Source organism: Bradyrhizobium sp. Kon69, assembly GCF_055807515.1.
On the sequence record NZ_JBVVOS010000004.1, the window covers coordinates 307,661 to 327,008 of the forward strand.

At 64.5% G+C, this 19,348-nt stretch carries 14 protein-coding genes; 6 read left to right on the forward strand and 8 right to left on the reverse strand.

Annotated elements, in window-relative coordinates:
- Positions 1 to 143: 143 nt before the first annotated feature.
- The 5 genes from AC0L3U_RS07905 to AC0L3U_RS07925 all read right to left on the reverse strand — a co-directional run bounded on the left by AC0L3U_RS07905 (position 144) and on the right by AC0L3U_RS07925 (position 4,688).
- Positions 144 to 566 carry an OsmC family protein gene (locus tag AC0L3U_RS07905; protein ID WP_473361300.1) on the reverse strand — a complete coding sequence of 141 codons (423 nt, stop codon included), beginning with the start codon at positions 564 to 566 and terminating at the stop codon, positions 144 to 146.
- 206 nt (positions 567 to 772) lie between these two features.
- Positions 773 to 1,621, reverse strand: coding sequence for an enoyl-CoA hydratase/isomerase family protein (locus AC0L3U_RS07910; protein WP_473361301.1), 849 nt, complete (start codon positions 1,619 to 1,621; stop codon positions 773 to 775).
- Between the two features lie 61 nt (positions 1,622 to 1,682).
- Entirely contained in the window at positions 1,683 to 2,996 is a 1,314-nt protein-coding gene (locus AC0L3U_RS07915) for an epoxide hydrolase family protein (RefSeq protein ID WP_473361302.1), read from the reverse strand.
- Positions 2,997 to 3,257: 261 nt separating this feature from the next.
- Positions 3,258 to 3,983, reverse strand: a complete 726-nt coding sequence (locus AC0L3U_RS07920; RefSeq protein ID WP_473361303.1) for a VOC family protein — start codon at positions 3,981 to 3,983, stop codon at positions 3,258 to 3,260.
- Positions 3,984 to 4,016: 33 nt separating this feature from the next.
- Positions 4,017 to 4,688 carry a sensor histidine kinase gene (locus AC0L3U_RS07925; protein ID WP_473361304.1) on the reverse strand — a complete coding sequence of 224 codons (672 nt, stop codon included), beginning with the start codon at positions 4,686 to 4,688 and terminating at the stop codon, positions 4,017 to 4,019.
- A gap of 333 nt (positions 4,689 to 5,021) precedes the next feature.
- On the opposite strand from AC0L3U_RS07925, the gene AC0L3U_RS07930 reads away from it, so the two are divergent.
- Together AC0L3U_RS07930 and AC0L3U_RS07935 are read left to right on the forward strand one after the other, a co-directional pair.
- Positions 5,022 to 7,865 (forward strand): ATP-binding protein, encoded by a 2,844-nt coding sequence (locus AC0L3U_RS07930; RefSeq protein ID WP_473361305.1) that lies wholly within the window; start codon positions 5,022 to 5,024, stop codon positions 7,863 to 7,865.
- A 118-nt stretch (positions 7,866 to 7,983) separates the two neighbouring features.
- Positions 7,984 to 8,691: a hypothetical protein gene (locus tag AC0L3U_RS07935; protein ID WP_473293768.1), complete on the forward strand. Its 708-nt coding sequence runs from the start codon at positions 7,984 to 7,986 to the stop codon at positions 8,689 to 8,691.
- A gap of 31 nt (positions 8,692 to 8,722) precedes the next feature.
- Here AC0L3U_RS07935 and AC0L3U_RS07940 read toward each other — a convergent pair whose 3' ends face one another.
- Entirely contained in the window at positions 8,723 to 11,605 is a 2,883-nt protein-coding gene (locus AC0L3U_RS07940; RefSeq protein WP_473361306.1) for an ATP-binding protein, read from the reverse strand.
- A gap of 354 nt (positions 11,606 to 11,959) precedes the next feature.
- Here AC0L3U_RS07940 and AC0L3U_RS07945 point away from each other — a divergent pair, with 354 nt between their 5' ends.
- Positions 11,960 to 12,943 carry a helix-turn-helix domain-containing protein gene (locus AC0L3U_RS07945; RefSeq protein WP_473361307.1) on the forward strand — a complete coding sequence of 328 codons (984 nt, stop codon included), beginning with the start codon at positions 11,960 to 11,962 and terminating at the stop codon, positions 12,941 to 12,943.
- 83 nt (positions 12,944 to 13,026) lie between these two features.
- Here the strand turns inward: AC0L3U_RS07945 and AC0L3U_RS07950 are convergent, their stop codons facing one another.
- Positions 13,027 to 15,348, reverse strand: coding sequence for a molybdopterin guanine dinucleotide-containing S/N-oxide reductase (locus tag AC0L3U_RS07950; protein ID WP_473361308.1), 2,322 nt, complete (start codon positions 15,346 to 15,348; stop codon positions 13,027 to 13,029).
- A gap of 328 nt (positions 15,349 to 15,676) precedes the next feature.
- Here AC0L3U_RS07950 and AC0L3U_RS07955 point away from each other — a divergent pair, with 328 nt between their 5' ends.
- Positions 15,677 to 16,045, forward strand: coding sequence for a RidA family protein (locus AC0L3U_RS07955; RefSeq protein WP_473361309.1), 369 nt, complete (start codon positions 15,677 to 15,679; stop codon positions 16,043 to 16,045).
- A gap of 25 nt (positions 16,046 to 16,070) precedes the next feature.
- Here AC0L3U_RS07955 and AC0L3U_RS07960 read toward each other — a convergent pair whose 3' ends face one another.
- On the reverse strand, positions 16,071 to 17,015 hold the full coding sequence (locus tag AC0L3U_RS07960; RefSeq protein WP_473361310.1) for a LysR family transcriptional regulator: 945 nt from the start codon (positions 17,013 to 17,015) through the stop codon (positions 16,071 to 16,073).
- A gap of 232 nt (positions 17,016 to 17,247) precedes the next feature.
- Between AC0L3U_RS07960 and AC0L3U_RS07965 the strand changes: the two genes are divergently transcribed.
- Complete coding sequence (locus AC0L3U_RS07965; RefSeq protein WP_473361311.1) at positions 17,248 to 18,183, forward strand: MBL fold metallo-hydrolase; 936 nt, start codon at positions 17,248 to 17,250, stop codon at positions 18,181 to 18,183.
- Between the two features lie 15 nt (positions 18,184 to 18,198).
- Positions 18,199 to 19,200, forward strand: a complete 1,002-nt coding sequence (locus tag AC0L3U_RS07970) for an alpha/beta hydrolase (protein ID WP_473361312.1) — start codon at positions 18,199 to 18,201, stop codon at positions 19,198 to 19,200.
- The last annotated feature ends 148 nt before the right edge of the window (positions 19,201 to 19,348 follow it).

Here is a 19,348-nt window from a genome sequence, read left to right on the forward strand (position 1 = left end):
ATTCTGCATCCGTCGCATCCTATGCTTATGGCGGCCCAGCCGAAAGCCGGGCCTTTGTCCATCCAGTTCCACTCGCGGAGGCCAAAGCTTCGGCGACCCCAGCTTCCCCAACCAAAACTAGATGGACATAAATTAAGCCCGCCCTAGATTAGCTTGGCGTCGAGCGTGATCGCGGCGTTGAGCACCTTCGACACCGGACAGTTCTTCTCGGCCTCGCCGGCGATGCGGGCAAAGCCGGCGTCGTCGAGGTTTGGCACCTTGGCACGCAAGGTCAGCGCCGATTTGCTGATCTTGAAGCCCTTGCCTTCAGGTTCGAGCGTGACCGCGGCTTCCGTCGAGAGCTCGTCAGGTGTGAAACCGGCCAGTTGCAAGCCGAAGGCCAGCGCCATGGTGAAACAGCCGGCATGGGCCGCAGCGATCAACTCCTCGGGATTGGTGCCCTTCTCGTTCTCGAAGCGGGTCTTGAACGAATAAGGCGTCGCGGCGAGCACGCCGGATTCGCTCGATAGCTGACCAGTGCCATCGCGACCGGTGCCCTTCCAGACTGCTGTTGCCTTGCGGATCATCTCAATTCTCCTGGTTGATTTTTTTAGCACCGGCGCTCGGTACGGTACGAAAGCGACATTGGCACGACCGCCTGTCGCCGTTCCGCCTGGCCGAGCGCCGCGGCGGTTCCGTCAAGTCCCGTTCCGATAAAATCGGAACGAGACCTGATTCTTGCTTCGACGCGTTTTCTTCACGCGAACCGGTATCCACTTCGCTCGAAAACTCTTTAGCTACCGATCTGTCCGACGTGGAACCCGAGCCGGTTCTCGACGTCACCAGCGCGGTGGAAGCCGCGCGACATCAGCGCCTTGATGCGGGTCTGGCTCGCGGGGCGGCTGAGCGAGGCCAGGAAGGCGTCCCATTCCGGCTTGATCTCGACATCCGGCGGCAGGCTCGCGACGTCGACGAGGCGCTTGGTCTCGGCAATCGCCTCCTTGTCGAAGGACGCGATGCGCATCGCCAGCGCTTCGACGAAGCCGTCGAGCTCGGCATCCGGCAACGACCGGTTCACATAGCCGTAACGTTCGGCGAGATCGCCGTGGATGTCGTCGGCGCCGAGCAGAACCTCGAGCGCGCGACCGCGGCCCATCAAGCGCGGCAACCGCGCCATCGGCCCGCCGCCGGGCACCAGGCCCGCACCCACTTCCCATTGCGACAGAATCGCCTTTTCGCGGCTGGCAAAGCGCATGTCGCTCGCGAGCGCCAGCTCGCTGCCGACGCCGGTCGCGCGGCCCCGGATCGAGGCAATCGAGACAACCGGCGCGCGGCTGAGACGCACCAGCATGTCGGGGAGCGCCTGCAGGCCGGTCGGCCCGGGCGGGATACGAAGCGAATCCTCCAGCGGCGCGAGGAAGTCGTAATGCGTGATGAAGAAGCCTTCGACGGCGCTGTCGAACACCACGACCTTCACCTCAGGATCGGTCTCGATCGCCGTGACGACGTCGTCGAGAAGCGGAAGCTGCTTGGGGCCGAAGATGTTGACCGGGGGCATGTCGAAGGTGACGCGCCAATACGACGGCAGCCGACGTTCCAGGCGGATTTGGTCGGTAGTGAAAGTGCGTTCAGGGCGGTTCATGATTGGATTCCTGGTCTATAGGGAAAGAGGGGAACGCGCGGAAGTGCGCGTGCCGCAGGTTTCAGATCGACTGACGCAGCGGTCGGAAGGCGGTGCGCATTTCCGCGGAGAACAGCGCGGGCTGCTCCCAGGCGGCGAAGTGGCCGCCCTTGTCGAGGCGGTTGTAGTGCATCAGCTTCGGATAGGCCTTCTCGGTCCAGCTACGCGGCGCGGCGTAGATCTCGTCCGGAAAGACGCTGACGGCGACCGGGATCTTGATGTGCTTGGGCTCGAAGAACACCAGCTTGTTCTCCCAGTACAGCCGCGCCGAGGACACCGCGGTGTTGGTGAGCCAGTAGAGCGCGATGTTGTCGATCACGTCGTCCCGCGACAGCCCTTCCGTCTTGCCCGCGAACACCCGGGCGATCATCGCGGTGCTGCGCGCATCATGGTCGAGCATCCAGGACGCGAGACCCGCCGGCGAATCCACCAGGCCATAGAGCGTCTGCGGCCGGTTGGACATCTCGATCGCGTAGCCGAGGCCGTGCTTATAGAAATCATCGAGCTGATCGTAAGCGTAGCGCTCGTCGGCCGAGAGGTTCGACGGCCGAGATCCGCCGGGCTGAAGCGCCTTGGCAATGTCGTCCGGAACGGTCGCGGGCATATTGGTGTGGATGCCGAGCAGTTCCGGCGGCGCGATCACCGCCATCTGCTCCGTCACGGCATTGCCCCAATCGCCGCCTTGCGCGACATAGCGGTTGTAGCCGAGCCGCTTCATCAGCACGATCCAGGCGCGCGCCACGCGCTGGGGGTCCCAGCCCAGCTCCGTCGGCTTGCCGGAGAAACCGTGACCGGGCAGCGAGGGGATCACGAGATCGAAGGCGTCCGCCGCCTTCGCGCCATGTGCGGTGGGGTCGGTGAGCGGGCCGACGATCTTGATCTGCTCGATGATCGAACCGGGCCAGCCATGCGTGACGATCATCGGCAAGGCATTCTCGTGCCTGGAGCGGACGTGAATGAAATGGATGTCGACGCCGTCGATCTCCGTGACGAATTGCGGCAAGGCATTCAGCCGCGCCTCCATCTTGCGCCAGTCGTAGTCGTTCTGCCAGTAGCTCACGAGCTGCTGCACTGTCGTCAGTTGCACGCCCTGCGATTGATCGGCAACGATCTCACGATCCGGCCAGCGCGTCGCCGCGAGACGGCGGCGAAGATCGAGCAGATCCGCCTCGGGCACGCTGACGTGGAACGGGCGAACCGCCCCACTCACGCCGGCCTTCGCGGAATGCAGCGGCAGCAGGCTCGATACGCTTGCGGCAACCACGGTCATCGCGGCCTGGCTCAACAGTTGACGGCGGTCTGGATTGAGAATGTCGGTACGTGCTTGCGTGGTCATGTTCGATCTCCCTGGCTTTGGCCGGTGACGCTGACCGAATTCGACATCAGCGCCTCGGTTCGTCATGCAGAGAGATTGGCGCAGGCTCTGGCAATTTGCTCGTTATGGGTTGTTAGACCGCGTTAGCCGTTGCGAGTCGCGCGACACCGAGAAGAATCGTCGGTCCACGATGCGCGCCGCCAAAGCAACACGGCGCGCGATGAGCTCAGTCATCACGCGCCGTTTCGGCTTGCATCAGTCGAAGAATCCGTGCTGTCCCACTCAGGATGGCAGCGGCTGGCCCGCCTGCTCGCGGACGATGTAGTCGGCGTACCAATCGGCCCAGTTCTCATCGTGCCCGCCGATCCGCTTTTCGTGCTCGCCATGTGCCGCCGCCGCGCGGCGCAGTGCTGCGACCAGCGCAGCCTGCGAAGCGAATGTCGTGCCGTCGTCCGCGATCCGTCCCGGCAATCGCGTCGTGACCTCCTGGAACAACCAGCCATTGCCGTCGGGATCGCTGAACGACGCATATGAGCCGTAGCTGCCGCGCTTCGGGTCGGCACCGCTCACCCGAACGCTGCCGGAGAGATAAGGCTCGTCGGTCCCGGCGTGAACGTCGCCGGCACCGTGGAATGGAGCGCTGACCTCGACGCCGCGGTCGAGCAGATCCGTTCGCGCCGCCTCCAGATCGGAGACGATCAGGTACAAGCCTCGCGCCGAGCCCGGCGCTGCCGCGGTCACGTTCCTGCCGAAGATCACCGAGCAGGCCGAACCCGGCGGCGTGAACTGGATCACGCGCCAGTCATCGCCGGAGGCAAAATCGGCGTCCAGTCGCCAACCGAGACGCGCGTAGAAGGATTTGGCGCGATCGACATCGGACACGGGGATCACGATCACCTCGAGGCGCTGATCGACGCTAGGCGATGTCGAAGGCGTCTTCGCAGACTTGTTGGAAGGCTTGTTGGAAAGCTTGGCCGCGGCGTCGCGGTCGATTTCGGTGGTGGCCATGTCGAACTCCCTGGGTTGGATCTAAGACGAGCTTCAGGCAGCTGTGATCGGCATCACGATGGTTACGCGTGTGCCGTCTTCTCCCGCCTCGCCCTGCAGCCGGGCGTGAATGCTGCGTGCGAGTCCTTCGAGAATCCGGCTGCCGGTGCCCTGAAGCGGTCCGGTCGCGCCGATCCCGTTGTCGGCCACCGTGCAGAACCAGGCGCCGTCGCGATTGGCCATGTCGATGCGGATCAGTGCGTCATTCCTGTTCGGGAAGGCGTGCTTGGCCGCATTCGTCACCAGCTCCGTCAGCATCAGCGCGAGCCGATGGCATTGCGACGCCGGCAGCGTGCCGCTTTCGATCGCGGCCTCGCAGCGAATGCCCGCGGGCTCCAGCACGGCCTCGGAAATCGCTCCGCACAAATTTTCGAAGAAGGCCGCCACCGGGATCGCCGTATGGTCGTCATTGTCGGACAAGAGCTGATAGAGCCTGCCGAAGGCGACGATGCGCCGCTCGAGCCGGTCCGCTGCAAGCGACACGTCCCTGGTACCCGTTCTGGTGAAATCGCGGCGGACTGACGCACCGAGTATCGTCAGCGTGTTCTTCATCCGATGGTGGGATTCCCGCAGCACGAGCTCCCAGTCACGCGACTGATCGTCCAAACTTGCCACAAATTGAGATCGAACGACGTCGTCATTCGGCCGAGCATCGATACCGGACATCGTAGCCTCCCCGTTGGAATTAACGCCAAACTCGGAACGGATACTGGATGCAGTTCGCGTGCATTGCTCGTTAGACGTTGCAAGATTCTGTTATGATGGCGGTACGACGATCGGCACTCCGAACGTGAGCTGGTCGGTCAAGAAAGCTGCCGGGTTGTCCAGATCGCTTCGAAAGAGGCTCGCGTTTGAGCACAATTTGCGACGGATCGTCGCGCGCGACCGGCCAATTGCCGGCAGCCTCCACGCGATTTCGCCACTTTCGACCAGTTTACTCAGGGTTCCCTTCTGCTAGATCAAAGTGCAGAGTTCAGCTCTCACTGGAATGATTGGCCCGTGCCGGACGCTAACAATCAGGATTCGGCCATTGCTTTCGGGCCATTCCGGCTGTTCGCAAAGACGCGGCTGCTCGAGAAGGACGGCGCCCCGGTTCACCTCGGCGGCCGCGCGCTCGACATTCTCGTCTTTCTCGCCGAGCGCGCCGGCGAGGTCGTGGACAAGCGTGAGTTGATCCGGCGGGTCTGGGCCGACGTGAACGTGGACGAAGGCAGCCTGCGCTTTCACATCACGACGCTGCGCAAGGCCTTGGGCGATCCGGGCGAAGGCTCCCGCTACGTCATCAACGTCCCCGGACGAGGTTATTGCTTCACGGCCGCGCTGCTCCGGGCCGCCCCTTCGGAGAGCCGAACCAGCCTGCCCGTTGCTGCGCCGCGCTCGCTGCCCTCGCCGCTCGCGAAGATGATCGGGCGGGACGATGCGGTCGAGAAAATTTCCGCCGAGCTGGCCTTGCATCGCTTCGTCACGATCGTCGGCCCCGGCGGGATCGGCAAGACCTCGGTCGCACTGGCCGTGGCGCATCGCGAGCTCCAGGCCTTCGACGGCCAGGTGTGTTTTGTCGATTTCGGCGCACTGAGGGAGACCCGGCTCGTTACGGGAACGATTGCGGCCGCGCTGGGTCTGACAGTCAATTCCGACGACCCGATGCCGGGGTTGCTGACGTTCCTGCGCAGCCGGCGGATGCTGCTGGTCTTCGACAGTTGCGAGCACATCCTCGACGATCTCGCCCCCCTGGCCGAGCGCATGGTCCGGGAAGCGGGCGAGCTGCATATTCTCGCCACCAGCCGCGAATCTTTCCGCGCCGAAGGTGAGCGTGTCCATCGGCTGTTTCCATTGGATTGCCCGCCACAGCGCGACGGGCTCGGCATCGCCGACATCCTTGCCTATCCTGCAACTCAGCTCTTCGTGGAACGCATCGCAGAGAGTCTGAGCGAATTCGAGCTCAGCGAAGAGGATGCGCCGCTCGTGGCCGATATCTGTCGTCGGCTGGACGGCATCGCGCTCGCGATCGAGCTCGCGGCCGGGCGTGTGAATGCCTATGGCATCGCCGGGACCGCCTCTCTGCTCGACAGCCGTTTCTCGCTGCTGTGGCGCGGGCGGCGCACCGCTGTGCCGCGGCACCACACCCTGAGTGCGGCGCTCGCCTGGAGCTATGATTTGCTGCCGGCAACCGAAAGCGCAACGCTGCGCGGATTGTCGGCATTCGTCGGGCCATTCACCCTGGAAGCCGCGCTTGCGGTCGCATCCTGTCAGGGCATTGGCGAGGCAGACGCCGCCGAGGCGATCTCCAATCTGCTTTCCAAATCGCTGATCGCGACCTCGCCTGCGGAGCGGCGGCTGCGCTATCGCCTGCTCGACACCACACGCGCCTTTGTCGCGGAGAAGCTCGTCGAGAACGGCGAAGCGGACCGCGTCGCACGCGCCCACGCCGAATATTTCCGCGACTTCCTGCGCGACATCGCCGTCAAATCCACAGGTATGCAGACGGCTGGCGGCTTTCTTCCCTATGCCGACCACCTGCCCAATGTCCGGGCCGCGCTGCACTGGAGCTTTTCGGACGGCGGGGACCGAACGATCGGCGTGGATCTGGCGGCGTCAGCGGCGCAATTCTTTCTCGAACTGACATTGCTGACGGAATGCTACCGCTGGACCCAGCAGGCGCTGGCGTCCCTCGACGCGAGCGCGGTGGACGGCCGCAATGAAATGATCTTGCAGGCGGCGCTCGGTGTCTCCGCGATGTTCACGCAGGGTAATACCGAAGCGGTCCGCTCGGCATTCACGCGCAGTCTCCAGCTTGCCCGGGAGCTCCAGGATTTGCACTGGCAGCTCTGGCTGCTGCGCGGATTACACATCTATCTCACCAGGGTCGGGGATTTTCACGGAGCGCTCGGAACCGGCGAACAGGGCGAGAGCGTCGCGCGGAAGCTGAACGATCCCGCCAGCACGCTGAACGTCGAATGGATGCTGGGCGTCGCCCATCATTTGATCGGCAACCAGGACAAGGCGGTGCAGCTCTGCGAGAGCGCGATGTTACATAATCCCGGCTCGCAGCGGCTGAATATCGGGCATCTCGGCTATGACGACCGCATCGTCGCACTGGTGGCGCTGGCGCGCGGGCTTTGGCTCACCGGCCGGCCCGATCGCGCGATCGAGGCGTCCAGATACACCATTCGCGAAGCCGAGCTGCTCGAGCAGCCGCTCACTCTCGGTATTTCCTTGATCTGGACCATCTACGTGTTCCTCTGGGTCGGCGATCTGGCCAATGCGGGAATCCTGATCGAGCGGTTGATCGATCATTCCGCGCGGCACTTCCTCGGGCCCTATCACGCGGTCGGCATCGGCCAGAAGGGTGAGCTGCTGCTTCGCCGCGGCGACGTCACCGCCGGCATCGAGCACCTCCGCCGTAGCCAGGCCACGCTGTACGCAACGCGACACCGGATCATGACGACGGTGTTTGCGACCGCGCTCGCGGAGGGACTCGTGGCGCAGAACCAAGCCGACGAAGCCTTGCAGACCATCAATGATGCCATCGCGGAGATCCCCGATCATGGCGAATCCTTCGACATGCCGGAGATGCTCAGGGTCAAGGGCGATATCCTCGCCCGGTCGGGCAATGCCGCGGAGGCCGAAAGCTGCTTCCGGGACTCGCTCGATCTGTCACACCGCCAATGCGCGCTCGGCTGGGAGCTGCGGGGGGCAATCAGTCTCGGACGGTTCTGGCGCCAGGCCGGAAAAGCCGGAGACGCACGCGCCCTGATCGCCCCTCTCGTCGCGCGGTACCAAGAGGGCCTCCAGACCCGTGATCTCGTCGCGGCCAGGGAGCTCCTTGCGGCGCTGAATTGAGTGTATCTTCAACGGGATACCGCAAGGATATCCGCTCGCAACTCCTAACAAATTCTAACACGCCAAGCCGCATCTGCCCCGCCATGGTGCTGGCACTTCACGGTGGATATGGCGGGACATGGCGCTTCTTGACGATGTAATTGATGCCAGCGGCGGAATGGCCCGCTGGAATAGCTTGAGCCGGTTCACGCTTCACCTCTCCGTCGCCGGAACGCTGTTCTCCAGCACCGGACATGCCAGCGAATTCAAGGACGTGACGGCGGAGGGCTCGACCCGCACGCAGTCGGTCCGCTTCACCGGCATCACCGGAGGCGAACACTCCGGCTCTTTTCAGCCTGACGCGATCACGATCGAAAGCCTCGAGGGTGAGATCCTCAGGACCTGGCCCAATCCGAGCCTTGCGTTCACCGAGACCGGTTCGCCCGCGCTCGCAGACGAACTGCATCTCGTGTTCTTCTGCGGCGTCGCGATCTGGAATTATCTGACCAATCCATTCCTGCTCGCTCATCCAGATGTCGTGGTGGAGGAACTGCCACCGTGGCAGGAGAACAACGAGTCATGGCGGCGGCTGCGGGCGCAGTTCCCGCCGGGCCTGATCACGCTCGCGCCCGAGCAGATCTTCTATTTCGACGACAACGCGTTGCAACGGCGGACCGACCACGATCTGTTCGGCATGAAAGTCGCGCATTACTCCTGGGCCCATGACAGCTTCGGCGGCATCGTGGTGCCGACGCTCCGACGCGCGCAGACGCTGCGGCCCGACGGAACCGTGGTCGCCAAGCCCGTGCTGATGGACGTCGAGATCTTTGACGCCGTCTTCGAGTAGCGGCACGCGCGAGAAATTGGCTTCGACTTCATCAGGCCGTCGGCTCGTTCAGCATGCGCCGTGCCGCAATGAGATCGGCGGTCTCGAATCCTTCCGAGAACCGGGCATAGGTTTGAGTGAGCTGTTCCAGCGGATTCTTCCCACGATGCCGGATTCGAAGCCGTGCCAGCGACATCTCGGCTCGCAGCCGCCAGGATAACGCGCCCTGCTGTTCGGCGAGCGAGATCGAGGCGACAATATCCGCCTCGGCCGCGTCGAGATTGCCGCCATGGGCCTCCAACTCTCCCCGCAGACGGAGCAGCTCGGGCATGTCGAACGCGCCGCCTTCCCGCTCGACCCGCAGAATGGTTTCGTGAAGAACCTGAATGCCTTCCGTCAATTGTCCCAAGCTGACCAGGCCCCGAGACAGATCCGCGGCGAACGCCGAGGCATAGAGTTCGTAGCGGTCGGCATGCAGGCGTGGAAGCGCACTCCGCATCAGGTCGACGCCGCCGGCCGCCTCGCCCCGAGCGATCATGCTCTGCGCCCGAAAACCCGCAGCGACGGCTTCGTAAGGCACGAGCCCGTGCATGCTCGCATGCGCGGTCAGACGACCGGTCATGGCCTCGACCGACGACCAGTCGCCGAGCCAGCCGAATACCGAAGCGGACCAGCATAATGCTATACAATGCATGACCACGTCATGCGGCGCCGAAGCGCCGACCAGCGGCCGGATGCATTCGAGCGCACGATCGGGAAAGCCGCGCAGCCATAGCACGCGCGCGAGCGGAATTTGCGGTGTGCGTGAATAGGCGAAATGCCCGGGTTGGGTGCCGCGGAGCGCAGCGTCGTCTCGCAGGCCCTGGTCGAGATGAGCCTGCGCCGCGGCCTGGTCTCCGGCGAGGTGATATGACACGCCGAGCAGCGCTTTGCTCCCGGCGATGCCCGCGGTATCGCCGATGACGCCGGCAATCCGCTCGGCGTGAAGCGCAGTCGGCACCAGATGCCGATAGCGACCGGTCCGGCGGTAGAACATGTTGAGCCGGGACAACAGCCTGAATGTGTTGGCGTGATCGGAAAGCGCTTCCGCTATTTCCAGCCCGCGCCTGAGCGCCGCTTCCGCCTGCTCGCTGTTACGCTCGGTGAACATCAAGGCGTGACCGAGCGTCGACTGAAGTTCGAGCTCCCATGCGCCGCCCCGGTCGGCCTCGTCGAGCATTGCGAGGGCGCGATCGGACCAGATGCGGGCCTCGTTCAGCAAATTGAGTTCGACGAACAGCCTTGTGCAGCTGCCGGCGAGCGGCACGCGCAAGCCGGCGCCCTCGTCGTTGGCATAAGCCCATTGCAGCGCAGCACGGGCATCGGCGAGCAGGCTCGCACGTTCCTGCAAACGTGACGCATGATCGCTGCCCTCCTTATCCTTCATGCCCGCCTCGAGCGTGCATTGAACATAGAGAGCATGACGGCGCGCGATCCCGGCCAACTGTCCGCCGTCGGCCAGTTTCTGCAGGGCATAGGCACGCGTTGCGTCGAGCAGACGATAGCGCCGTGATGCGCCGTCCGGCTGGACGGACACCAGCGACTTCACCACGAGTTGCTCCAGGGCCTCGACGACGCGGTCCTCCGGCATCTCCGCCCCGGCCGCGACCGCTATCACGCCCTTCAAACTGAAGTGACCTGCGAAGACGCCAAGGCGCTGAAACACGACCCGCTCGCCCTCGCCGATCAGACCGAAACTCCAGTCGAGCGTAGCGCCGAGCGTCTGCTGCCGCGGCGGCGCCGTTCGCCGCCCGCGCCATTCGAGCTGCAGCCGATTGTCGAGCAGCGCCGCCATCTCGCGCAGTCCATACAGACCGACACGCGCGGCAGCCAGCTCGATCGCCAGCGCGATGCCGTCGAGCTTGCCGCAAATCCGGGCCAGGACTTCGGCATCCTCGTCGGTGATGTCGTCGCGATGCCCGGCCGCGACGGCGCGATCGACGAACAGGCGCACAGCGGGATAAGCCAGCACCTCGCCGGCGCTGAGGCGGGTGCCCTGCGGCGGACCAGGGAGCGAAACGAGCTCGAAAATCTGCTCGCCTTCCACCAGCAGCGACTCGCGGCTGGTTGCGAGGATGACGATGCCGGGCGCCTCCCGGTAGATGTTTTCTGCAAGACGCGCGACCTCCTCGATGACGTGCTCGCAGCTGTCGAGCACGAGAAGAAGCCGCCGGCCGCGGAGGAAATTGACGATGCTGGCCGAGGGATCATCGTGGTGCACGACGAGGCCCAACGCGGCGGCAACCGTGCTCGCGACCAGGGCCGCGTCCTTGAGCGGACCGAATTCGAGGAAATGGACGTTGCCGTCGAAGCTATCGCACATCTCGTGCGCGAGCGCGGTCGCAACGGTGGTCTTTCCGATGCCGCCCGGCCCTCGCAGCGTGACGAAGCGATTGCGGAGCAAGCGCGCTGCCAACTCGGCCACGGCGTCCTCTCGCCCGACCATTCGGTCCAATCGGCGCGGTAGCGACGGTGGCGGCGCGGCCCTTTCAGGCACACGCGACGCCGGTGTAGCCGCCTCCGCGCGCCCGCCACGCCGCACGGGCGCGACAAAGCAATAGCCCCGGCCCGGGATGTTGGTGATGTAGCGGGCACCATCCTTTCCGTCGCCGAGCACCTTGCGCAGCTCCGCGACATGGACGCGCAGGCTGACCTCCTCGACGGAAAGTCCGGACCACGCATAGCCGAGAATTTCGTTCTTCGGGACCACTTCGCCGGCGCGACTGACCAGCAGGCGCAAAATATCCATGGCCCGGCTGCCGAGCCTGACCGGCAAGCCATCCTTCTCCAGCAGCCGCGACCGAAGCGAAAATGGCCCGAACGCCACGGTATCGAAATCGAGCATCGTCGCGGCCTCGCTGCCGCGGGGCCCGTGTCCCGCCGAGAGCTCGGTCACTTCTGACTCATCCTGACAGCTGCTCCATGGAAATGCGGCGTGACTATACCCGGCACTGGTGCGAGGTCCAGCGAGGGCACCGCAGAGAACTCACACCGCCGCATCGCTCTCCACCGGACGTTCTGCGCTCTCCCGAGTCGGGGCGGAGATGCGCAAATATCTGATAAAATTTGAAAAAAAGACGTTTCCTGAGACGGGATGTCGCACCTGATGCGGTCCCACAAAAACTAACACATCCTAATCACCACTAACGAGCTTGCAGCGCAGCTCACCCCTATCCTCTCACCATGGAAACGTGGGGCTTTGCGCGTTTGCTGGTCGCAAACAGCGGAGAAAGCCCGGAGAGGACGAACGATGTTGACCAATTTGCAGGCGGCCGATGCCTGGATTGAATTTCCGGGCGGCTCGGGGGATTGCGAGATCCCCCAGGCAACACAGGGGATCATTCGAGAGCGGCAATGGCGTCAGATCGATCCGCGCGCGGGGGCGGCCGCTGAGGACATCGCGATCTCGCGATGGGAGGACCCGCGGAGCACCTCGTCGCACCAAGCGACGACGCTTGAGGATCGCTATTTCGTCGGCGTCGCCCTGAAGACCACGCGGGCGAAACTGACCCGGGATCGCCAAGTCATTTTCGACGGGGCCATGCCCGCGGGCACACTGTATCTCACCGCACCGTCGAAGCCCCTTGCCGTGCAATTCCAGTCGCCATGCGCCTTCTTGCACATTTACATTTCCGCGGATCAATTTCCGGCACAATTTTCCGGGACCGAGGGATTGAATGATCTCGTGTTGTTGCGCGATCCGCTCGCAGCCGAGCTTGCCAAGGCGCTGATCGAACTTGGCGACGCCGCGGACCACGAGTTTACGCGCTGCATCGGTCAAACCCTTGCGATGCATCTGGCGCGCCTGGAATTGCCACGCGCCAAGGTCAATGCCTTGCCGAAATGGCGGCTGCGGCGCGTCGAGCAATATGTCGCCGATCATTTCCACCGCTGCATCAGCCTGTCCGAACTCGCCAACGTCGCCGGCCTGTCCAGAATGCACTTTGCGGCGCAGTTCCGCGTCGCGACCGGTTACCGGCCCCGCGAATATCTTCTCAATCACCGGATCGAGCACGCCAAGATGCTGCTGGCAACCACCGACCGGCCATTGGCGGAGATCGCGCTTGCGGTCGGCTTCAGCACGCAGGCGCATTTTTCGACCGTGTTCAAGCGCATCAGCGATCAATCCCCGGCACGCTGGCGCCTCGCCAGCAAGGCCGAACGGCGAGAGATGCAAGCATTCCCGCCGCGTCGTCCTTCTACGGAGAGAGACTGGATCAGCGCAGCCGCGTGAACATTCGCTCGCGCCCTCATCCTCCCGGGCCTGCGAGCCACTCGGGGCCGTCCCTGCACCCACACAGGGCGGCCCCTTTTTTTCTACACCGAATCGAAAGCCCGGATCGGCGGCAGATTGCCGGTGAACTTCTCGACCTCGACTGTCGTGAGCTGGCCGGTGCAGCCCTGCGCAAAGGACGAGGTGCCGACGTCGCGGGTGAGTACGTTCGGATTGCCGTGCACGCAGAGCGGCGCGTCGTCTTCGGGGTCCATCGGGTCGTACCAGGCGCCGGTCGGCAGCTGGACCACGCCGGGCGCGATGCCGTCGGTGACGTGAACCGCGGCGAGACAGGCGCCGCGCGCGTTGAACAGCCGGATAATATCGCCGTGCTTGATGCCGCGCGCGTCAGCGTCCCCAGGGTTCATGCGCGCGACCTCGCGGCCGCGATGTTTGCTTTGAAGCGAATGACCACCGAAATCGAGCTGGCTATGCAGACGCGTCACCGGCTGGTTGGCGACTAGGAAGCACGGAGCCCCCGGCTTCGGCATGTCGGACTTCTCCAGCCAGACCGGATGGCCCGGGCAATCCGCATCGCCATGACCCGCGATTTTGGCGGAGAATATTTCGATGCGACCGCTCGGCGTCGGCAAAGCGTGATTGACGGGATCGTCGCGGAAGCGGCGCAGCCGGCCGCCATCGTCGGGCTGTTGCGGCACCACCAGGCTGCCGCGCTGCCAGAACTCCTCGAAACTCGGCGCCTTCAGGCCGCGCGCTTCGAGCGAGGCGCGGGTCGGCTCATAAAGATGCTCCAGCCACTGCCGTGACGTCCGCCCCTCGGTAAAGGGTTCGCGCGCGCCGAGACGGTCGGCGAGATCGGCAAAGATCTCGTAGTCGTCGCGCGCAAGGCCGAACGGCTCGGCAATCCGGTGCATGGCGACCATCAGGGGATCGTTGCTGGAATAGCCGATGTCTTCGCGCTCGAGCGTCATCGTCGAGGGCAGGACGATGTCGGCGTGCCGGGCCGTGGCAGTCCATGCGAGTTCGTGCACGACCAGCGTGTCGACTTTCGCAAACGCCTTGCGCAAGCGATTGATGTCCTGGTGGTGATGGAAGGGATTGCCGCCGGCCCAGTAGACGAGGCGGATATCCGGATAGGTGCGCGTCTCGCCGTTGTAGCGATAGGTACTGCCGGAATTGAGCAGCATGTCGGCGATGCGCGCCACCGGAATGAAATCGCGGACAGCGTTGCGGCCCTGCCCCAGTGTCGGCCCCGGCACGTCGTTGACGCGGCGGCCGTAATAGCCGATCGCCCCCAACGAATAGGCGTAGCCGCCGCCGGAGAGACCGATCTGGCCGAGCACTGCCGCCAGCACCATGCCCATCCACACCGGCTGCTCGCCATGCTCGGCGCGCTGGAGCGAATGAGAGACGGTGATGAGCGCACGCTTGCCGGCGAGGCGGCGCGCCAGCTTGCGAATTGTGTCAGTGTCGACGCCGCAGATCGCGGCGGCCCATTCGGCGTGCTTGGGTTGGCCGTCGCTCTCGCCGGTGAGATAGCGCAGGAAGACGGGCCATCCCTCGGTGTAGCGATCAAGGAAGGCCTGGTCGTGCAGGCTTTCCGCGACCAGTGTATGAACGATGCCGAGCATCAGCGCGGTGTCGGTGCCGGGCACGCATGTCATCCATTCGGCGCCGGACTCGACGGGCAGGTCTTCGCGCAACGGGCTGACCAGGATGAACTCGCAGCCGCGGCGGCGCGCAGCTTCCATCGCGCCGCGCTCGACATGCTTGCTGATCGAGCCGCCTGCGACCATCGAGTTCTTCAGCGCCATGCCGCCGAACGCCAACACGATGTCGGTATCAGCCGCGATCTGCTCCCAGGTAACGTTGCGCTTGGTGATGTCCTCGTAGCCGCAGAGGATCTGCGGCAGCAGCACCGAGGACGCGCCGGAGGAATAGGAGTTCACCGAGCGCACATAGCCGCCCAAGGCGATGTTGAGGAAGCGATGCACCTGGCTCTGGGCGTGGTGGAAGCGGCCGGCACTCGACCAGCCATAGGAGCCGCCGAACACCGCGCCGGGGCCGCGCGTGTCACGGATGCGTGCCAGCTCGTCGCCGAGCAGATCGAGCGCCTTCTCCCAGCTGACGGAGACGAATTCGTCGCGGCCGCGGCGATCGTCCGGACCGGGACCGCGTTCGAGCCAGCCGCGGCGGATCGCAGGTTGGGTGATGCGCGCCTGATGGCGCAGCGCGCCGGGAAAATTGCCGATGATGCCGTTCGGATCGGGATCGCCCGCATACGCCCTGACCTCGAGCCCGGCCTCGCCTTGACGTGCCGAGAACACGCCCCAATGCGAGGTGTGCGGCTTGAAGCCGTCGGACAGGTCGAGGCCGGGGTCGGGGAAGCCAATCGTATCGTCCATCGTCGCATTCCTTGTTCCGGTCGCGGCACTGTCCCGGCCGCACCGATGTCATCCGGATAGCAGTATAGCGATCCGCTCTTCGATGTCGTCGGGTCAGGGCCGGCGAAAATGCCGGGCGCTCGTGCAAGGACAGACTGGCGAACATTCGCAGGGACGACGGGCAGCGATTTTTCGACCAATTTGTGCTTTTATTTTCAACGGTTTAGTCGGCTGCATTCCGAGCCGCACGGTCGGTCTTCCGGCAAGACTTGGCGCGAGATCTCTTGCGACGACACTGACATTGAGATGTGCGATATGCCGTCCGTCACACAGCAACATCGGTCCCATCATGATCAAGCGCGTCTTGCCCTACGAAGGTCTGCTCCACGAAGTGGTCGAGCATCATGGCGTGCTTTACATCGGTGGCATCGTCCCCGAGGACACGAGCCTCGACATGTCGGGCCAGGCAAACGACGTCCTGGGGCAGTTGGCGCAGCTGCTCAAGACCCTCGGATCCGATCTGGCCAACGTCTTGCAAGTGACCATCTACATGACCAGCCTCAAGGAAAAGGCAGAGTTCAATGCGGCCTGGAAGGCGCATTTTGCAGAGGCTCATCTGCCGGCGCGCGCCGCAATCGGCGTGGCCGACCTCGGTCCCGGCGTCAAACTCGAGATCACGGCCATCGCCGCTCGAGGATCATCAAGTCTAGATGCGTGAACTGGTGCGGTTGAGGCAAGTCGAATCAGGAGGCGGCCGCTTGGTACAGGCACTCGCGTAGCCAGGCATGAGCTCCGTCCTCCTGATTGCGCGGATGCCACAGCGCGACGATGCGCGCTGGCGGCAGATCGAGCGGCGGCGGCGTGAGATCGAGCTCGTGGGAAAATCGCATCAGAAAGCGTCGCGGCAGGGTGCAGATACAGTCGCTGTGCGCAAGGATGACCGGCGCCAGCGCATAGGTTTGAATCGAGACGGCGACGCGTCGGGAACGGCCCAGCGCAGCCAGCGCGTCGTCGACGAGGCCCGAGAAGCCGCCGCCGTCGGCAGAGATCAGCAGATGATCGAGCGCACAAAAGCGATCGAGATCGAGCGCGCCGTCGCCGCGGGGATGCCCCTTGCGCTGGGCGGACAGGAAGCTGTCTTCGAAAAGCGGGCGCTGCATCAGATCGCCGTGTGCCCCGTCAGCCCCCGTCACCAGAATGTCGATCTCGCCCCGTTCAAGCCGATCGACGACGTCGCGCGTTGGATGAACGAAGGCCAGCCGCGCCCGTGCGGCCGTGGAGGTCAACCGCGCGACGAATCCGGGCGCCAGCGTCACGGCTGGATTCTCATGGATGGCAACGACAAAGGTGCGCTGGCTGCGGACCGGGTCGAACACGGTCGGCCCCTCGACCATGCGACGGAGCTTGCCGAGCACGTCCGCCAGCTCCGCCTGCAGCTCCACCGCTCTTGTCGTCGGCACCACGCCGCGGCCCGCCGCCGCGGGCACGAACAAGGGGTCGGCAAAGACCTGTCGCAGCCGGTTCAATCGAGCCGATAGCGCCGGCTGGCCGATGTTCAGGCGCGACGCCGCGCGCGTGACGTTCCGCTCGCGCAGCAAAGCCTCCAGGGCGAGCAATAGGCCAAGGTCGATCTCGGCGAGATCGGTGTCGTCGGCCAGCCGACCTGGACCGTGTTCCGCATCCGGCATCGGTCCTCCTCCGTTCAAGGCACATGATCGCGGCCGGACGAGCCGCGATGAGAGAGGTAAAGCCAAAATGGCGATCTGAGAAGCCACGCTGATGGCCTTTCGATATCGACGGGGTCGATGGGACCTATCGAGCCCACCGCCCTCCCGGCGGCGTGGCGCGCTTCGTACTTCCCGGTCATCGCGGCGCTGGCAATCAGGCCGGCTCAGCCACGACCTGGAGTGGAGGACCTTGATGACGCAAGCGACGAAAACCTATCGCGTTGGCGATGCAACCGTCACGCGGATCGATGAGTTGCGGCTCGCCGCATTCAAGTTCGACGCCCTCTATCCTGACGCCGAGCCGGATGCGCTGGCGCGTCATCGCGACCGGCTCGAGGCGGGCTCGTTCGATCCTGCGACCGGCACCTTTATTCAGAGCATCCACAGCTGGCTGGTCAAAACCCCGCACCACACGATCCTGATCGACACGGCGACCGGCAACGACAAGCACCGGCCCGACATCCCGCCGCTGCATTGTCTGAACGAGCCCTTCCTGGCGCGGCTGGCCGCGGCGGGCGTCGCCCCGGAACAGGTTGACTACGTTCTGCTCACGCATGTCCATGCTGACCACGTCGGCTGGAACACGCGCCTGGTCGACGGCCGCTGGATTCCGACGTTCCCGAATGCGACCTACGTCTTCTCCGGGATCGAGCAGGCCTACGGCGAGAGCCTCGCGGCGGGCACCGAGCCCACAGGGGCAGCCCGCCCGGACCCGGCGCTTGGCCCGGTGGCGCGCAAGCCGGCCGACCGCGTCTATGACGACAGCGTGCGGCCCGTGATCGAGGCCGGCCTTGCCAAGCTCATCTCCGTAAATGGCGAGGAGGTCCTGGACGGCGTCTCCTTCATTCCGACGCCCGGCCACAGTATCGATCACGCGTCGATCCGTCTCGTATCCCGCGGCCAGCAGGCGCTTTTTGCCGGCGACGTGATGCACCATCCGCTGCAGGTGTATGAGCCTTCGCTCAATTCCTGCTTCTGCGAATTCCCTGAGGCCTCCTTGCGCTCGCGCGCCAGCGTCCTGGAGGACGCAGCCGAGCGTGGCGCAACCGTCTTCACCACTCATTTCGCACAATCGTCCGTCGGACGCATCGACCGTCGCGGCGATCGCTTCGCCTGGCAATTCCTCTAATCAAGGAGACCGATCATGGACCAGCAAACTTACGCGCGGGCAGAGAGGCCCGACATCGTGGTCGAGGATCTCATGATCCCGAGCGACACGGCCGGCATCTCGCTTCACTTGCGCAACAAGCGACACGCGGCGCTCACGACGTTTTCCGCAGAGCGAACCATCCTGATGATGCATGGCGCGACCTATTCGTCGGAAAGTCTGTTCGACGCGCCGCTCGGCGGCATCTCCTTCATGGATTATCTCGCCGGGCATGGCTACGACGTCTTTGCACTCGACGTGCGCGGCTATGGCGGATCGACGCGTCCGCCCCAAATGGACGTGGCGCCCGAGGACTCAGAGCCGTTTGTGCGCACCGAGGTGGGCGTGCGCGATCTCGCCAGCGCAGTTCAATATATCCTGAAGCAGCGCAACATCATGCAGCTCAATCTGGTCGCGATGTCCTGGGGCGGATCTGTGGCCGGCGCTTACACGGCGGGCAATAACGACAAGATCGTAAAGCTCGCGCTGGTCGCGCCACTGTGGTTGCTGAAGGGCCCGGCTCCGATCGATGCGGGCGGCCGCCTCGGGGCCTATCGCAACGTCCCTGTTCTGGACTTCAGGGAGCGCTGGCTTTCGGCCGCACCGGAAGCAGCGCGACCAAGTCTAATTCCAGTAGGCGGCTTCGAACTCTGGGCGAACATCTCGCTCGCGACAGACCCGCAGGCCAGCGCAGGAGCTCGTCCGCTCATGCGTGCCGTGAACGGCCCGATTCTGGACATCCGCGAATACTGGGCCGCCGGCAAGGCCCTTTACGACGCCAGCGCCATTCGTGTGCCGGTGCTTCTGGTCCACGCCGAATGGGACCGGGACGTGCCCATCAGCTCGGCGCAGGATTTCTTCCTCTCACTGAAACACGCGCGATATCGGCGATGGGTCGAGATCGGCGAAGGCACGCACATGGTTCTGCTGGAGAAGAACCGGTTGCAGGCGTTCGACGCGATCAACCAGTTTCTCTCGGAACAGTATGAGCATGACTAGCGCGATCTCCGCGGATCCCGCCGCGAGAACACAGATGCTTCGCCTGAGCGCGCCTCGCGCTTCCGGTTCCCGAATCGTCCGATCCCTGAGGACGATCGCATGCGCCGTCTACTGTTCCGGAACCGTTTGACCGATGGTCCCTCCCACT

What these genes read in the sequence shown, in the direction of transcription:
- AC0L3U_RS07960 (WP_473361310.1), bottom strand. Translation starts at nt 17,015, where the DNA reads ATGCCGGATGCGGAACACGGTCCAGGTCGGCTGGCCGACGACACCGAT.
- AC0L3U_RS07965 (WP_473361311.1), top strand. Translation starts at nt 17,248, where the DNA reads ATGACGCAAGCGACGAAAACCTATCGCGTTGGCGATGCAACCGTCACG.
- AC0L3U_RS07905 (WP_473361300.1), bottom strand. Translation starts at nt 566, where the DNA reads ATGATCCGCAAGGCAACAGCAGTCTGGAAGGGCACCGGTCGCGATGGC.
- AC0L3U_RS07925 (WP_473361304.1), bottom strand. Translation starts at nt 4,688, where the DNA reads ATGTCCGGTATCGATGCTCGGCCGAATGACGACGTCGTTCGATCTCAA.
- AC0L3U_RS07920 (WP_473361303.1), bottom strand. Translation starts at nt 3,983, where the DNA reads ATGGCCACCACCGAAATCGACCGCGACGCCGCGGCCAAGCTTTCCAAC.
- AC0L3U_RS07915 (WP_473361302.1), bottom strand. Translation starts at nt 2,996, where the DNA reads ATGACCACGCAAGCACGTACCGACATTCTCAATCCAGACCGCCGTCAA.
- AC0L3U_RS07950 (WP_473361308.1), bottom strand. Translation starts at nt 15,348, where the DNA reads ATGGACGATACGATTGGCTTCCCCGACCCCGGCCTCGACCTGTCCGAC.
- AC0L3U_RS07945 (WP_473361307.1), top strand. Translation starts at nt 11,960, where the DNA reads ATGTTGACCAATTTGCAGGCGGCCGATGCCTGGATTGAATTTCCGGGC.
- AC0L3U_RS07935 (WP_473293768.1), top strand. Translation starts at nt 7,984, where the DNA reads ATGGCGCTTCTTGACGATGTAATTGATGCCAGCGGCGGAATGGCCCGC.
- AC0L3U_RS07955 (WP_473361309.1), top strand. Translation starts at nt 15,677, where the DNA reads ATGATCAAGCGCGTCTTGCCCTACGAAGGTCTGCTCCACGAAGTGGTC.
- AC0L3U_RS07970 (WP_473361312.1), top strand. Translation starts at nt 18,199, where the DNA reads ATGGACCAGCAAACTTACGCGCGGGCAGAGAGGCCCGACATCGTGGTC.
- AC0L3U_RS07910 (WP_473361301.1), bottom strand. Translation starts at nt 1,621, where the DNA reads ATGAACCGCCCTGAACGCACTTTCACTACCGACCAAATCCGCCTGGAA.